At 55.8% G+C, this 15,764-nt stretch carries 17 protein-coding genes; 12 read left to right on the forward strand and 5 right to left on the reverse strand.

All coding sequences use genetic code 11. The annotated features are described in order from the left end of the window. Window positions 1-18 precede the first annotated feature (18 nt). Window positions 19-1,155 carry a cephalosporin-hydrolyzing class C beta-lactamase gene (ampC, locus tag H5P17_RS08470; protein ID WP_182822339.1) on the reverse strand — a complete coding sequence of 379 codons (1,137 nt, stop codon included), beginning with the start codon at window positions 1,153-1,155 and terminating at the stop codon, window positions 19-21. Window positions 1,156-1,359: 204 nt separating this feature from the next. Here ampC and H5P17_RS08475 point away from each other — a divergent pair, with 204 nt between their 5' ends. After that, complete coding sequence (locus H5P17_RS08475) at window positions 1,360-2,256, forward strand: LysR family transcriptional regulator (protein WP_182822341.1); 897 nt, start codon at window positions 1,360-1,362, stop codon at window positions 2,254-2,256. Here H5P17_RS08475 and H5P17_RS08480 read toward each other — a convergent pair. After that, window positions 2,237-3,268, reverse strand: coding sequence for a Mal regulon transcriptional regulator MalI (locus H5P17_RS08480; protein ID WP_182822462.1), 1,032 nt, complete (start codon window positions 3,266-3,268; stop codon window positions 2,237-2,239). The genes H5P17_RS08475 and H5P17_RS08480 overlap by 20 nt on opposite strands. 262 nt (window positions 3,269-3,530) lie before the next feature. Between H5P17_RS08480 and malX the strand changes: the two genes are divergently transcribed. Together malX and H5P17_RS08490 are read left to right on the forward strand one after the other, a co-directional pair. Beyond that, window positions 3,531-5,150 carry a maltose/glucose-specific PTS transporter subunit IIBC gene (gene malX / locus H5P17_RS08485; protein WP_182822343.1) on the forward strand — a complete coding sequence of 540 codons (1,620 nt, stop codon included), beginning with the start codon at window positions 3,531-3,533 and terminating at the stop codon, window positions 5,148-5,150. Then, the gene (locus tag H5P17_RS08490) at window positions 5,143-6,324 is read left to right on the forward strand and encodes a MalY/PatB family protein (protein WP_182822345.1); all 1,182 of its coding nucleotides are present in this window, start codon (window positions 5,143-5,145) and stop codon (window positions 6,322-6,324) included. Before malX ends, H5P17_RS08490 begins: the two co-directional genes overlap by 8 nt. A 44-nt stretch (window positions 6,325-6,368) precedes the next feature. On the opposite strand, the gene H5P17_RS08495 is transcribed toward H5P17_RS08490, so the two are convergent. Next, window positions 6,369-6,737 carry an NUDIX hydrolase gene (locus H5P17_RS08495; RefSeq protein WP_182822347.1) on the reverse strand — a complete coding sequence of 123 codons (369 nt, stop codon included), beginning with the start codon at window positions 6,735-6,737 and terminating at the stop codon, window positions 6,369-6,371. After that, the gene (locus tag H5P17_RS08500; RefSeq protein WP_182822349.1) at window positions 6,734-7,330 is read right to left on the reverse strand and encodes an NUDIX domain-containing protein; all 597 of its coding nucleotides are present in this window, start codon (window positions 7,328-7,330) and stop codon (window positions 6,734-6,736) included. Before H5P17_RS08500 ends, H5P17_RS08495 begins: the two co-directional genes overlap by 4 nt. Before the next feature lie 100 nt (window positions 7,331-7,430). Here H5P17_RS08500 and H5P17_RS08505 point away from each other — a divergent pair, with 100 nt between their 5' ends. The 9 genes from H5P17_RS08505 (at window position 7,431) to add (ending at window position 14,644) form a co-directional block, all read left to right on the forward strand. Further along, entirely contained in the window at window positions 7,431-8,186 is a 756-nt protein-coding gene (locus H5P17_RS08505) for a DeoR/GlpR family DNA-binding transcription regulator (RefSeq protein WP_182822351.1), read from the forward strand. A gap of 385 nt (window positions 8,187-8,571) precedes the next feature. Continuing rightward, a complete protein-coding gene (locus H5P17_RS08510; RefSeq protein ID WP_182822353.1) occupies window positions 8,572-9,552 on the forward strand; it encodes a 6-phosphofructokinase in 981 nt (326 codons plus the stop codon). A gap of 10 nt (window positions 9,553-9,562) precedes the next feature. Next, window positions 9,563-9,877 (forward strand): PTS sugar transporter subunit IIB, encoded by a 315-nt coding sequence (locus H5P17_RS08515; protein ID WP_020826731.1) that lies wholly within the window; start codon window positions 9,563-9,565, stop codon window positions 9,875-9,877. Then, complete coding sequence (locus H5P17_RS08520) at window positions 9,870-11,237, forward strand: PTS sugar transporter subunit IIC (protein ID WP_182822355.1); 1,368 nt, start codon at window positions 9,870-9,872, stop codon at window positions 11,235-11,237. The genes H5P17_RS08515 and H5P17_RS08520 overlap by 8 nt, the downstream gene beginning before the upstream one ends. Beyond that, window positions 11,224-12,066 carry a class II fructose-bisphosphate aldolase gene (locus H5P17_RS08525; protein WP_182822357.1) on the forward strand — a complete coding sequence of 281 codons (843 nt, stop codon included), beginning with the start codon at window positions 11,224-11,226 and terminating at the stop codon, window positions 12,064-12,066. Before H5P17_RS08520 ends, H5P17_RS08525 begins: the two co-directional genes overlap by 14 nt. A gap of 95 nt (window positions 12,067-12,161) precedes the next feature. Next, window positions 12,162-12,428: a hypothetical protein gene (locus H5P17_RS08530; protein ID WP_182822359.1), complete on the forward strand. Its 267-nt coding sequence runs from the start codon at window positions 12,162-12,164 to the stop codon at window positions 12,426-12,428. Window positions 12,429-12,437: 9 nt separating this feature from the next. Next, window positions 12,438-12,875, forward strand: coding sequence for a PTS sugar transporter subunit IIA (locus H5P17_RS08535; protein WP_182822465.1), 438 nt, complete (start codon window positions 12,438-12,440; stop codon window positions 12,873-12,875). Beyond that, window positions 12,872-13,468 (forward strand): AAA family ATPase, encoded by a 597-nt coding sequence (locus H5P17_RS08540; protein WP_182822361.1) that lies wholly within the window; start codon window positions 12,872-12,874, stop codon window positions 13,466-13,468. Before H5P17_RS08535 ends, H5P17_RS08540 begins: the two co-directional genes overlap by 4 nt. A gap of 177 nt (window positions 13,469-13,645) precedes the next feature. Further along, a complete protein-coding gene (gene add, locus H5P17_RS08545; protein WP_182822363.1) occupies window positions 13,646-14,644 on the forward strand; it encodes an adenosine deaminase in 999 nt (332 codons plus the stop codon). A 37-nt stretch (window positions 14,645-14,681) separates the two neighbouring features. Here the strand turns inward: add and H5P17_RS08550 are convergent, their stop codons facing one another. Further along, window positions 14,682-15,686: a bile acid:sodium symporter family protein gene (locus H5P17_RS08550; RefSeq protein ID WP_182822365.1), complete on the reverse strand. Its 1,005-nt coding sequence runs from the start codon at window positions 15,684-15,686 to the stop codon at window positions 14,682-14,684. Window positions 15,687-15,764 lie beyond the last annotated feature (78 nt).

Here is a 15,764-nt window from a genome sequence, read left to right on the forward strand (position 1 = left end):
GAAGCGCCCCTATTAGTATCAGCGTTTATCCAGCGCCTGCACAATTTGGTAAGTGGCCGCCACCCGATCATCGTTTGGGAACCACTTGTTGGCCAGCATCACCACCGCAATTTTTTGCGAAGGGATAAACACCGCATAGGTGGAGAAGCCGCCGGTCGAGCCGGTTTTATTGTACCAGGCCGCGCCCTGATCCTGCTGCGGTGGCGTTATCGCCGTGGCCGGTGCTCCGTTCATGATCATACCGGCATTGTTGCCTTCCGTCAGCGTCGCTAACTTCTCTGGGTACGGGTAGCTTTCCCACATCAAATCTTGCGTGAATACCCCGGTCCGGTAATACCCGGTATGGGTGGATGCCAGCGCCTTGCGCCACGGCTCCCCTACCTTGACCACCTGCATATTGGCGTCGAGGTAGCGGATCAGATCCTGAGCGTTGGATTTGATGCCGTAGGCTTCGGCATCCAGCGGACCCGGCGTGACCCGTACCGGCTGGTCTTTTTTGTTGTAACCCTGCGCGTAATTCTCCATTTCTTCGGCGGGTACCTTAATGAAGGTGTGATCCATGCCCAGTGCCGGCAGCAGCGTTTTTTCCATTGCCTGGGTAAAAGGCTGGTTCAGGCTCTTGGCGGTGATCATCCCCAGCATGCCGATGCCCAGATTGGAATAAACGCGGTAGCTGCCTACCGCATGCGCCGGCTGCCACTGCCGGTAATAGGCCATCAGTTGTGCATCGTTGGTCACGTCGTCCGGGACAAACAGCGGCAAGCCGGAAGTATGGGTCGCCAGGTTCAGCAAGGTAACGTGGTCAAACGCGCTACCGCGCAGCGTCGGCAAATAACGACTGGCCGGATCGGCAAACGACATTTTGCCCTCATTTTGCGCATAGGCCGCCAGGGTAGCGGTGAAGGTCTTGCTCAGGGAGCCAATTTCAAACAGCGTCTGGTTGGTGATCGGTTTACCGGTCTGTTTGGACGCTACGCCATAGTGATAAAACTGTTGTTTACCGTCGACCGACACCGCAATTGCCATGCCCGGCACGGCATATTTTTGCATCAGCGGCTGAATAATGGCGTCAATGTCGGCTTTCTCGGCGGCATGACCGGCCGGCAGGATCAATGCGGCGAACAACGCGGCAGCGAGGCGATTTATTTTGGTCATAATGAAGCTCTTGAGTTATAGGGTATCGGCCGATGCTAAAAGATTTTATTGTCATTCGACACAACGACATCCCTGGTTGATGAAGGTATTCCTTTACTGACTGCGTTATCTCCGCAACAGATGCGCAAAATATCGGGGTTTAGCCGGGGATTGACAAGCGATAATAATTTCAGCCAGCATAAAGAAAAACTTATGGCTTAGCTTATGCGCAACCGACTTCCCCTCAATGCCCTGCGGGCGTTTGAATCCTCTGCCCGCCACCTGAATTTTACCCGCGCCGGGCTGGAACTGAGCGTCACCCAGGCTGCCGTCAGCCAACAGGTGCGAACGCTCGAACAGCAGCTGGGTATTCAACTGTTCCGTCGCCTACCGCGTGGTCTGGACCTGACCGAAGAAGGACAGGCGTTGCTGCCGGTACTCAGCGATGCCTTCGATCGCATTGAATCGGTACTGCAGCAGTTTGAGGGCGGGCATTTCCATGAGGTGCTGACGGTCGCGGTGGTGGGTACCTTTGCCGTGGGCTGGCTGATGCCCCGTCTGGCGGCCTTCAGAGCATCACACCCGTTTATCGATCTGCGGGTGCTGACCAACAATAATCTGGTCAACCTGTCCGCTGACGGAATGGATTTTGCTATCCGTTTCGGCGAAGGACGCTGGCCCGCTACCCACAACCTTAAATTGTTTGACGCGCCGCTGACGGTACTGTGCCCGCCAGAAATCGCCAAACGCCTGCGCACGCCACAGGATCTGCAACACGAACTGCTGATGCGCAGCTACCGCAAAGACGAATGGGAACGTTGGTTCACGGCGGCGCAGGTCACACCATGGCGGATCAATGGCCCGGTCTTCGACTCTTCACGGCTGATGGTCGAAGGTGCCATTCACAGCGGCGGCGTGGCCCTGGCCCCGGCACGCATGTTTGCTCGTGAATTGCAGGAGGGAGTGTTGCAGCGCCCCTTCGCCGCCGAAGCGAACCTCGGCGCTTACTGGCTCACTTACCTGAAGTCGCGGGATATGACGCCTGCGATGAAAGTCTTTGTCGGTTGGCTACGGCAACAGGCCAACGAAGAATCGGCGCAAATCAGGCAGAGCCACGTTTGATCAACATCGGTGGCAAAATAACGTTCTGCGGCGGCAAATCGGCGGCGGCGATCCGCTGTAACAAACGTGAGGCTGCGCTGCGGCCCACCTCCCGCGCCGAACTGGAAACCAGCGTCAATGGTGGTTCAGTCAGTTCGGCCTCGGGGACGTCGCCAAAACCAATCAGCGCCACCTGCTGCCCGTAATAGGTATCCACCCCTTCCGAGCCAATACTGCGCCCGCTACGCACGATGCCAAAATAAGCTCCCAGGGCCACCGACGCCTTGTGGCACACCAGTGCGCTGATGTTCGGATACTGGCGCAGCAGATTTTCAGCCGCTTCCGCCGCCGCCCGCTGCTGGCAGTCGCACTCGACAATCCATTCAGATCGAAAAGGCAGCCCATACTGCACCAGCGTGGCACAAAAGCCCCCGAGGCGTTCCGCACGGGTCAGTGAATTGCTTTGCCCACCGAGATAGGCAATTTGGCTGTGGCCGCGTTTGATCAAAAATTCAGTGGCCATTTTGGCGGCCTGCATATTGTCCGGCCGAACCACATCCACGCCTTCCAGCCCATTGGAACGTGCGGCGCAAACCAGCGGAACCCCCTGTTCTGCGGCCTTTTCCTTCAGCCCCTCGGCCATACGCACGCCGCCCGCCAGCACCATGCCGTCGACGCCGTGCTCCAGCAGCGTATCAAAACAACGCATCAGCCCTTTGCCATCGCGACCGCTTTGGGTCAGGAACAGCACTTTGCCGTGCTCCTCCAGCACTTCGCTCAGCCCCGCGGTCATTTCCGCATAAAACGGCTCGCAAATATCACGCAGGATCAGCCCAATCACGCCCGACTCTCCGCCGCGCAGCGTCGCCGCCTGACGGTTACGCACATAGCCCAGGCTTTCAATCGCCTGATTCACCCGCGTGACGGTGGTCGATGAGATGCGCCCTTTGCCGCTCAGCACCAGAGAAACCGTGGTGACGGAGACGCCGGCCTGCTGCGCAACATCAGTGATGGTGATTTTTTTGATGGTCATGACCTCGGCGAGCCCGATCCTGGGCATTCTGTCCCCTGGCCACTCAAGGGCAGCAAACCAGGGGGATGTCTCTTGAAGCAAATGGTATACCGAATCTGTTTGATCAGTAAAACGTTTTACTGGCTCCTCCATTCTCACCGCAATGCAGGCTCTGAAATTGTGATTAGCGGCGCATTTTTGCTAGGTAAAACGTTTTATCTTATTTTTACCTAACAGGGGTACACACCACTTTTGCACGCTTTTTCGCCAGGAGCCGCCGGTTATGCCAGCACCTAAAAAACAAAAAATTACGCTCTGGGAGTTTTTCCAGAGCCTGGGCAAAACATTTATGTTGCCCGTCGCCTTGCTGTCGTTCTGCGGCATCATGCTGGGGATCGGCAGTTCGCTGAGCAGTCGCGACGTCATCACCCTGATGCCGTTTATCGGCCACCCTGCCTTCCAGTTGTTGTTCACCTGGATGAGCAAGATTGGCTCATTCGCCTTCAGCTTCCTGCCGGTGATGTTCGCCATCGCTATTCCACTGGGCATGGCACGTGAAAACAAGGGGGTTGCCGCGTTCTCCGGTTTTGTCGGCTTTGCGGTGCTGAACCTGGCCACCAACTTCTATCTGACCACCGCCGGCATTTTGCCCACCACCGATCCGCTGGTGCTGAAAGCCAATAACATCCAGAACATCCTCGGCATTCAGTCGATCGATACCGGCATTCTGGGGGCGGTGATCGTCGGCATTATCGTTTACCTGCTGCATGAGCGTTTTAATACCATTCGCCTGCCGGATGCGCTGGCGTTCTTTGGCGGCACCCGTTTCGTGCCGATCGTTACCACCCTGGTACTGGGCCTGTGTGGGCTGGTGATCCCGCTGATCTGGCCGTGGTTTGCCGCCGGCATCAACGGGTTGGGTTGGGTGATTAACGGGGCCGGTGCCTTTGGGCCGATGATTTTCGGTACCGGCGAACGCCTGCTGTTGCCGTTCGGCCTGCACCACATTCTGGTGGCGTTAATCCGCTTTACCGAAGCGGGCGGCACGCTGGACGTTTGCGGCCATAGCGTCAGCGGCGCACTGACCATCTTCCAGGCTCAGCTCTCTTGCCCAACCACCACCGGCTTTGCCGAAAGCGCCACCCGCTTCCTGTCACAGGGTAAAATGCCGGCATTCCTCGGCGGTCTGCCGGGGGCAGCGTTGGCGATGTATCACTGCGCCAAGCCGGAAAACCGCCATAAGATTAAGGGGCTGCTTATCTCCGGCGTGGTGGCCTGCGTGGTCGGCGGGACTACCGAACCGATCGAATTCCTGTTCCTGTTCGTCGCGCCTTTCCTGTACTTCATTCACGCCATCCTGACCGGGTTGGGCTTTACCGTGATGGCGCTGCTGGGGGTGACCATCGGCAATACCGACGGCAATATCATCGACTTCGTGGTGTTCGGCATCCTGCACGGTACCGCCACCAAGTGGTATCTGGTGCCGATCGTGGCCGCCATCTGGTTCGCTGCCTACTACGCCATTTTCCGTTTCTCCATTCAGCGCTTTAACATCAAAACTCCCGGTCGCGAGAGCGAAACCGCCGGCAGCCAGAGCGCACCGTTAGGGGCCGTCGGCAAATCCGGCTATAACGTGCCGGCGATCCTGGCGGCGCTGGGTGGCAGCGATAACATCGTTTCCCTGGATAACTGCATCACCCGTCTGCGACTGTCGGTCGATGATATGAGCAAGGTGGACGATGCCGCGCTGAAAGCTAACCGCACGATTGGCGTGGTGCACCTTAACGAGCATAACCTGCAGGTGGTGATCGGCCCGCAGGTGCAATCGGTGAAAGATGAATTAGACTCACTGATAGCCGCCGCATCCCCTGCCGCGGCCCTGCAGGGAGCATCCCATGTTTGATTTTTCTACCCCGGTTGATCGGCACGGCACCTGGTGCACGCAATGGGATTACATCGCCGATCGCTTTGGCCGCGACGATTTGTTGCCCTTCACCATTTCCGATATGGATTTCGCCACGGCCCCCTGCATTATCGAAGCGCTGCAACAGCGCCTGCAGCATGGCGTGCTGGGTTACAGCCGCTGGCAGCATGAAGATTTTCTCGGGGCGGTACGTCATTGGTATCAACAGCGCTTTGCGGCTCCTGTTGACACCAACACCGCCGTGTATGGCCCGTCGGTGATTTATATGGTGGCGCAATTGATTCGCCTGTGGTCGGCACCGGGTGAATACGTAGTCACCCACACGCCGGCCTATGACGCCTTTTATAAGGTGATCCTCGGAAATCAGCGCCAACTGTTGGCCTGCCCGCTGCATAAGCAGGGTAACGACTGGCAGTGCGATATGGCGCACCTGGAAGCCTTGCTGGCACGGCCGCAGACCAAAATTCTGCTGCTGTGCAGCCCGCAGAACCCGACAGGCAAGGTATGGCGCGCGGAAGAATTGCAGCAGATGGCCGAACTGTGTGAACGTCACGACGTACGGGTGATCAGCGATGAAATCCACATGGACATGGTCTGGGGGGAAAACCGCCACACGCCGTGGAGCCAGGTCGCCACCACGCCCTGGGCATTGCTGACCTCAGGCTCTAAAACCTTCAATATCCCGGCCTTAACCGGCGCCTACGGTTTTATCAGCGATGATGCCAGCCGCGAGGCTTACTTCCAGCAGTTGAAGGCGCGCGACGGCTTATCTTCACCGGCGGTACTGGCGGTGGTGGCACATATTGCCGCTTATCGCCACGGCGAACCCTGGCTGGATGCGCTGCGTGATTACCTGCAGGACAACCTGACGTACGTTGCCGAGCGGCTGAACCAGGCCTTTCCTGCCCTGGCCTGGCAGCCGCCGCAGTCCACCTATCTGGCCTGGATCGATCTGCGCCCGTTGGGCATTGACGATCGCCAGTTACAGCAGGTGCTGATCGAACGCGAGAAGGTGGCGATTATGCCCGGTTTCACCTACGGCGAAGAAGGCCGTGGCTTCCTGCGTCTGAACGTCGGCTGCCCGCGCAGCAAAGTCGAAGCGGGTATGGACAAGCTGATAAATGGGTTGAAGTTTGTGCTGGACGAGGTTTGATCTGATGGGCTGGAAGGCAGGCGAAAGCCTGCCTTTTTTCACTCTTACGGTGTCAACTGCGGGATATCATCCAGACGATAATACACCGGTATTCCCCGCTCATTAGCCAGGCGTACATCGTTATCCGCACCGGCCGACGTCCCTTCCAGGCGGTAAATAGCCTGACACTGGGCTATCAGTCGGTGGGCTACAGGATAGAGAAAGGCTTCACTTACCGCATCCCCCAGCTGGGTCGAGCCGGCCGCTGCGGCCAAGGGCAACGCCAGCCATTCGCCGATCACCGGCACATGCCCGCGTTGGTAGACCGCAAGCGCTGCCTGCTCCAGCCGATGCAAATTGTCGGCAATACGCTGCGCATCGCCCCCGGTGCCGCTGCGGTACGGGCCGGCGATCAGGATCAATTGGGCGTTCATAGTGGCTTCTCCAGAGTGTGGTTAAGGGCGACAAACTGCAACAACATGATGGTTTTGGCATCGACAATGGTGCCCTGGCTGACAGCACGCAAAGCGTCCACCAACGGCAGCTCTATCACTTCAAGGTCTTCGCCTTCCGCTTCCACCCCGCCGCCGTTGCTGATCCGCTCATCGGCCTGGTATTCGCCGATAAAAAAGTGCAGTTTCTCGGTCACCGAACCGGGGCTCATGTAAGCTTCAAACACCTTTTGCACGTTTTGCACGATATAGCCGGTTTCTTCCTCTGCCTCGGCCCGGATGCGTTCTTCCGGCGACGCATTGTCCAGCAACCCGGCCGCAGCCTCTATCAACATGCCGTCGTGCCCGTTAACGAACACCGGGAAGCGGAACTGACGCGTCAGCACTACCTTTTGCCTTTGCCGGTTAAACAGCAAGATGGTGGCTCCGTCGCCGCGGTCGTAGGTTTCACGGCTTTGTCGTTGCCATACGCCATCACGACGCAAAAAATCAAAGGTGGTTTTTTTCAGCACATACCAGTCATCAGACAGCACCCGGGTTTCGACAATGCGAACCCGATCTTGGGTAGCGATCATGGTGTTCAACTCCGCAAGCAGGAAAGGAAATTGATACTATCGTGCATTTTCGTGTATGATCAAGATATTTCGTGCAATGTAAATTTAACGGGAAAACGTCATGCTCACCAGCCAACGTAAAAAAATCATTCTGGAAAAACTGGCTCAGGACGGACAGGTTCTGGCCAAACAGCTCAGCGAGATGTTCGGGTTGTCCGAAGATACCCTGCGGCGCGATCTGCGCGAATTGGACAGTGAAGGCCTATTGCAACGAGTGCACGGCGGTGCGCTGCCGGTTTCCCCGGCCATTGCCACCTTTGCCGAAAGAAACGGGCAGGAATCAGCCGCCAAACGGGCGATTGCCAAAGCCGCAGCGGCGATGATCGCCCCCGGTCAAGTGGTGATCCTGGACGGTGGCACCACCTCCGCCGAGTTGGTGAAACAGCTGCCGCCCACGCTGGAAGCCACCGTCGTCACCCACAGCCCCAGCGTGGCCGTGGGTCTGGTAGACCACCCGAAGGTCGAGGTGATCCTGATCGGCGGGCGTTTATATAAACATTCGATCGTCAGCGTTGGCGCAGCCGCAGTGGAAGCCATGTCTCATATTCGCGCCGATATCTATTTTATGGGCGTGACTGGCGTGCACCCTACTGCCGGCCTGAGCACCGGCGATCTCGAAGAGGCTTACATCAAGCGTGCACTGGCAGCACGGGCGGCAGAAACCGTGGTATTGGCCTCGGCCGCCAAGCTCAATGCCGCCTCACAATATGCCATTGGCGATATTTCCATGGCGCAAAGTATTATCGTCGAGCGTTCCACCGACGCCGCACTGACCGGCCCGCTGGAGCAGGCCGGTTTGACCGTGGTCAGAGCCTGAATAACCTGAATCATTAAATAACTTAATTAATACGCGGCTATTTCTTTTATCCGCGTATTTATTAACGTCGCACTCAGCGTATCCAATAAAAATGCGAGAGTTATCACACTTCATTAAAGTTATTTCTCCCCGCCTCATCATTGATGGCGATAAAACCGGCCTTAACGCGACGTTAACGCAACACATTGATTATTAAAAATATCATCGGAAATATCTCAAAACCCCCCTAAAATAAAATGAGATCTCCTTCGCAAAATTAACCTCACCGACAAGCCTGTCAAGGTCAACCATAAAAATATTTGTGATTGTTTTGTGATATCGCCTGCAAATTTTACCGATGCCAAAAATGACAATGAGCTCCACGGAACTGGCTGGAGACAGGTATATGAAGATTGGCGTAGTAATAAGCGGCGGCGATGTCACCGGGATCAATAACTTTATTTTCCAGGTCGCCAGGTTGGCGCAGGCAGATATCATTCTGTTTAACGGTGGTATTCCCGGATTATTGGCTAATCAACACAGTCCTATTGCCCAACGCGATTTGGTTGATTTTTCTATTTCATCAATGCCGATAATGTCTTCCGGCCGCACGGCCAGGAAATTGACGGTTGGAGAATATGAAATCATCAGCAAACAGCTTAAGGCTTTGCATATAGACGTGCTTATTATGGCCGGCGGTGATGGGTCGCTGCAGTTTTTAAATACGCTCAGCGAATTTGGCATTAATTGTTTTGGCGTGGGGATGACTATCGACAATGACGTTTTCGGCAGCCATTACAGCATTGGCTTTTCCACCGCCTGCGAACAGGTGATAAAAGAAGTCTCAAAACTGAGAAACACCGGACGCGCCCTGCCCGGACGCGTGTTTATGATTGAGCTGCTGGGCGGCTACTGCGGTGAGTTGACGCTGCAATCGGCGATCAAATCCAATGCGGACTTTGCCCTGATCCCGGAGTGCCAATATGCCTTGACTCAGTTGGCGGAAAAAATAACCCAGCGGCTGGAGCAACAAAACAGCGTGATTATTTTGTGCTCAGAAGGCTATACCAAAGAGTACTCGCCCGGTTTTCAAGGCGCCATCGACACCATGATTAAACAATTGGAGCCCAAAATTGGCGTGCGTATTCGTAAAACGATTATGGGTTACGGTCTGCGTAATGGTGAACCGACCGGCGAAGAGATTTATCAGGGGACCATTATGGCCAGCGAAGTCGTTCGCTGTATTCATTCAGGAATGAAGAACAAGGCAATTATTATTAATGCCGGCAACCAACCTATTCCCATCGATTTAATCAGCATGCAGAAACGTTTGGTTGATACCGAAGGACACCATTACAAACTCGCCAGGCAATTAAATATAATCTGAGGAGATACCCATGCTTAAAATACTGTGCGTATGTGGCTGTGGCCTCGGCTCCAGCTTTGCCATCGAAATGAGCGCAAGAGCGGTGCTGAAGAAATTGGAGATTGAGGCAGATATTGATCACACCACTATCTCTGAGGCCAGCGCCTTTAAATCAGATATTATTCTTACCCAAAAAACCTTCGCCGATATTTTAAATGCCGACGCCAGCGAAGAGGAAAAAAAGCGGGTGATTATTCTGCATCGGCTTACCGATAAAGTGGAAATTGAGCAAAAGATCGTGGCCTTCCTGAAAGAACGTGACATGAAGGAAACCCGCCATGAATAGCCTGATTGACTTTATCGTCAAAGACCTGTTGGGCCAGGCTTCCATTCTGGTCGCATTTATCGCCATGCTGGGGCTATTGCTGCAGAAGAAATCCATCGGCAAAATGGCCGAAGGCACCTTCAAAACCCTGCTGGGCTTCCTGATCATGATGGCCGGCATCAACATTATTGTCGGCGCCCTGACCTATCTGAACAGCATTTTCACCCAGGGCTTCGGCATGACCGGTTATATCACCGACGTCGCCGCCATTGCCGGCCTGGCCAACCGTGAATTGGGTTCAGAGGTGGCGTTGACCCTGATGGTGATTTTCGCGGTGAATATCATCATTGCGCGCATTACTCCATTCAAATATATCTTCCTGACCGGTCAGGCATTGCTGTGGATGGCCACCATAGGGGCGGTGATCGGCTACAAGGCCGGGCTCACCGGCATGCCGCTGATTCTGACCGGCGGCATATTCGGCGGCGTGATGGCGGTCTTGATGCCTGCCCTGGCCCAGCCGGTGGTGCGCAAAATCACCGGTTCGGACGATGTGGCCCTGGGGCACTTCTGCACCATTGGCTATCTGGTACAGGCTGCCGTCGCCAAGGTAGTCGGTAAGGGCTCCCGCTCCACCGAAGACCTGGAGCTGCCCGATAACTTCAAGTTCCTGCAGGACACCTACCTGTCGATGGCGGTGGTGATGATCCCGATGTATCTGATCCCGGCGCTGGCTGCCGGTCCGCAGTACATCGCCCAGTATGCCGGCGGCATGAACTACCTGATGTATTCCTTTATGCAGGCCATCCAGTTTGTCGCCGGCGTATTTATCCTCTACAGCGGCGTACGCCTGCTGCTCAATGAGCTGGTACCCGCATTCCGCGGTATCGCCCTGCGCGTGGTGCCGGATGCCAAACCGGCGCTGGATTGCCCGGTGCTGTTCCCCTACGCCCCTAACGCGGTGATCGTCGGCTTCCTCGCCACCACCCTCGGCTCAATCATCGGCATGATCGTTTTCCCCATGTTCGGATTGGCGATGATCCTGCCCGGTTTGCTGACCAACTTCTTTGCCGGCGGCACCGCAGGCATCTTCGGCAATGCGCTGGGCGGCCGTCGCGGCGCAATGATAGGCGGCGTGGTTCACGGCCTGTTTATCACCTTCCTGCCGGCCATTCTGGTGCCAATGCTGGAAAGCTACGGCTTTGTCGGGGTGACTTTCAGCGACTCCGACGTCATCAGCAGCGGGCTGGTGATGGGACATGCTTTCCAGGGCAACTGGCTGTTCATCGCCTTGTTCATCGTCTTCGTCACGCTGATTGCGTGGTTTGTTAACGGTAAATCAACCAAGCACCATGAGGAAAAAGTCCATGAAACTCTATAATTTCAACGAGCTGTTGTCCGTGGCCAAAGCTCGTGATTTCAAAGCCATAGGCTCATTTAATCTCCACTGTCTGGAGATGTTACCGGCCTTTTTCAAAGCGGCCAAAAACATGCACAGCCCGCTGATGATCCAGATTTCGACCGGGACCGCCGAATATTTGGGTTACAGGCTGCTGGTTGATTCGGTGCGTTCTCTGGCCCAAAGCGAGGATGTTCCCACCTGCCTGCATTTGGATCACTGCTCTGACATTGCCTCCATCGAGACGGCGATTGAGGCCGGCTTCAGTTCGGTAATGTATGACGGTTCGCACCTGGAAATGGACGAGAACATCGCCAACACCCGGCGGGTCATCGACATTGCACGCCAGCGCAACGTGTCGGTGGAAGCCGAATTGGGTGCCATCGGCGGCTCCGAAGACGGTAAGGCGGTGGCGGAAGAGGATATCTGCTTTACCACGGTGGAAGATGCCAAACGCTTTGTCGATGAAACCGGAGTCGATATGCTCGCGGTCTCGGTAGGCACCGTCCACGGACTCTATACCGGCAAGGCGCATATCCAACACCAGCGTCTGGCGGAAATCACCGCCGCCACAGGTACCCCGCTGGTGCTGCATGGCGGTACCGGCGTCAGCGATGAGGATATGCGGCTCGCGGTAGCCGGTGGCATCGAGAAAGTGAACGTGGGCACCGAGATGAACGTGCAATGGGTCGACCGATGCAAACAAACCTTTGAAAAGGGCAAGGTCAATGACAGCGTGCGCAAATTCCTGATCCCCGCCAACAATGCCGTTACCCAGGTATTAACGGAAAAGATCGGCCTGTTTAAATAATCACTGCCCTATTTTCTTTTTTATAAAACTCACAACCCTGGTGCCCCGGCGCCCGTCGGGGCTGGAAAGTTCACGCTTAATTTGTGGAGAAGGTCATGTTTAATTTTATGAAAAGCACGCGAAATAAAGCACTTGATCACGGCCAGCAGAATGCCGAAGCCAATGAAATATCGGCCGAAATTGATCTATTGGAACAGCAGTTGGCCACAGCGCCGGCGGATGGCGAAATTCATAAGGCTTTAATGCTGTCTTATAATCGCGCATTAAAGGTTTATGCCAAAAATAAAAACCATCGCCAGCGGATCGACGGCATTTTTATTAAAATGGATGAGCTGCGCAATATTATCAGGAAGTCTCTTTGAGGGAATATGATGACGATTAAACAACTGCTGATAGAAGCCGGTGCAATACAGGTCGGCGTGCAGGAAACCGACTGGAAGAAGGTGATTGAGCTGGCAGCCCGGCCCCTGGTCGAAAACGGCTATATTCACGCATCCTATTATCAGGCGGTGATCAGCAACACCTTGGCCCATGGGGCTTATTACGTATTCGACGAAGGCATTGCCATCCCCCATGCGCGCCCGGAATGCGGCGTGATCAAAAACTGTTTCAGCATGGTGCTACTGGAGCAACCGATCGCCTTCGAAGACAGTGAAGAGGCCGACATCGTGATCCTGTTCGGGGCGACCGACAGTAACAACCACATTGAGGAAGGCATCCGCGCGATTGTGGATTTGCTGGATAACAAGCCGCGGCTCGAGCGGTTACGCGCCGCAAAACTCTGGCAAGAGGTAGTGGAAATATTATGACTTCGACAGCAGACAACGTCGGTAAAACCGTTATTTTGGTCAATGGCGTTCCGGCTTCAGGGAAAAGTACCGTCGCCCGCGCGCTGGCACACCATTTTGATCTGCCTTATCTCTCCCTCGACGGTATCAAAGAACCTTTTATGGCACGCCTGGATAACATAGACCGCGAGCTGAACCGTCAGTTGGGCTATGCCGCATACCAGGCTATCTGGTCAATGGTGGCGCAGGCGCCGTTGCGCTGTATCTATGTCATCGACGCCTGGTTTGGCTTTCAGTCCAGAGAACAGCTACGCCAATACCTGCGTGAAGCGGGCGTCACACAAGTTTTGGAAGTGTGGAATCAGATATCCGGTAACCTGGCCGCCGAACGCTACGCGGCACGCACCGGTCAGCGTCCCAAAGGCCACCCTGGTGCGGAATACTTGCCCGAACTGCGGGCGCTGGCCGATCGCGCCATGCCGATGGCCCTGGGCCCGGTGCTGCGTATTGAGCAGGCACAACCGTTGGACATCGACAGGGCTAACCACTGGCTGGCGCAGCACGGCGTAGGCGATAACCAGGAAAAAAACATCGCAAAACTGAGGGTGGGATAAACTCTGTTACCGACATCAATGCGGGAGCGGCGCGCTCCCGCTTTAGTGCATAAAGGCAGCAATCAGCAACATTAGTGTGATTGTCGTCACTTTTTTATGCAACTCAATGGCAATTTTCATCATTTTGTTTTTATACTGATCTGCACTTTACCTACAACAAAATAACGAGTGCACATCATGATTGACCCACGCCTCCCCTTGACCGATATCCACCGTCACCTCGATGGCAACATCCGCGCGCAAACCATTCTCGACCTCGGCCGCCAGTTCAACCTTGCCCTGCCCGCTAACGAACTGGAAGCGCTACGTCCACACGTGCAAATTACCCACGCCGAACCGGATCTGATCAGTTTCCTGCAAAAGCTGGACTGGGGCGTAGCGGTGCTGGGCGACCTGGACGCCTGCCGCCGGGTTGCCTACGAAAACGTCGAGGATGCTGCCAACGCCGGTCTGCACTATGCCGAACTGCGCTTCTCACCGTATTACATGGCGATGAAGCATCAGCTGCCGGTGGCTGGGGTGGTGGAAGCCGTGATTGATGGCATTCGTTCCGGTTCCCGTGATTTGGGTATCGATGTGCGCCTGATCGGCATTATGAGCCGCACCTTCGGCGAAGCGGCCTGTTTGCAAGAGCTGGAAGGTCTGCTGGCACACCGCGACGGTATTACCGCGCTGGATCTGGCCGGCGACGAACTGGGCTTCCCTGGCAGCCTGTTCCTCAGCCACTTCAATCGCGCCCGTGACGCCGGCCTGCGCATCACCGTACACGCAGGTGAAGCCGCCGGCCCGGAAAGCATCTGGCAGGCTATCCGCGAACTGGGTGCCGAGCGTATCGGCCATGGTGTAAAAGCGATTGAAGATCCGGCCTTGATGGATTTCCTGGCCGAACACGGCATCGGCATCGAGTCTTGCCTGACGTCCAACATTCAGACCAGCACCGTGCCTTCTCTGGCACAGCATCCGCTGGCGAAGTTCCTGCGTCACGGCGTTATGGCGTCGATCAATACCGACGACCCGGCCGTACAGGGCATCGAAATTGAACACGAATACCGCGTGGCAGCACCGCAAGCCGGCCTGACGCCGGCTGAAATCCGTACCGCCCAGGAAAACGGCCTGAAAATGGCGTTCCTCAGCGAACAGGAAAAACAGGCGCTGCGCAATAAAGTTCGGGGCTAAGTGAAAATGGGCGCGCCAAGCGCCCTTTTTATTTATTTCATTTCGCGGTCAACACGCCTGCCTCTGCGCGCTGTTTGGCCGTTTTGCGCGCGTAGCGCTGGGCCAGTACGGCACACACCATTAACTGCACCTGATGGAAAATCATCAACGGCAGCACCATGGCACCCACCGCCGCCGCCGGGAACAGCACGTTGGCCATCGGGATGCCGTTCGCCAGGCTCTTTTTCGAACCGCAGAATACGATGGTGATTTCGTCGGCGGTATTGAACCCCAGCCAGCGCGCAGCATAGGTGTTGATAATCAGCACCACCGTCAGCAACACCAGCGACATCACTAAAATGGTCAGCAACGACCAGCCGTCAATCTTGTGCCAAATGCCTTCCACCACCGCGGCGCTAAAGGCGGTATACACCACCAGCAGAATCGATGAACGGTCAGTGAGATTGATCAGCTTGCGGTGGCGATCGACCCATTTGCCGATTAACGGCCGAGCCAAATGCCCAACCACAAAGGGCACCATCAGTTTCAAAATGATCGAACCTATGGCGTGCAACACATCGGTATTGCCGCCCTGGGTATGCATCAGCGCCCCTACCAGCAGCGGCGAAAGGAAAACGCCGAGGATGCTGGATGCCGAAGCGCTGCACACTGCGGCCGCCACGTTACCGCCCGCCGCAGAAGTAAAGGCAATCGCCGACTGCACCGTAGCGGGCAGTGCGCACAAGTACAGGAAGCCCAGGTAAACCGTCGGTGTCATCAGCCCCGGCACCATCAGGTTCATCGCCAGCCCCAGCAGTGGGAACAGCGCGAAGGTGCTGAGAAAGACCACTAAATGCAGCTTCCAGTGGCCCATACCGGCGAGAATCGCCTCGCGCGACAGCTTGGCACCGTGCATAAAGAACAACAGTGCGATAGCCGCGGTGGTCAGATGCTCAAAAAAGGTTGCCCATCTGCCTTCGCAGGGGAAAACCGAAGCGACAATCACTACCAGAATCAATACCAGCAAAAATTTATCAATACGCAGACGCTGCAACCAGGACATGGGTCAGGATCCCTCGAGGAGTAAGACGGGCCCGGCACGCCGAACCCTCAGGTTATTGACAAAGGGGGATAAAAGCGT

Source organism: Serratia sp. OS31 (assembly GCF_014164835.1).
Taxonomy (GTDB): domain Bacteria; phylum Pseudomonadota; class Gammaproteobacteria; order Enterobacterales; family Enterobacteriaceae; genus Serratia; species Serratia liquefaciens_A.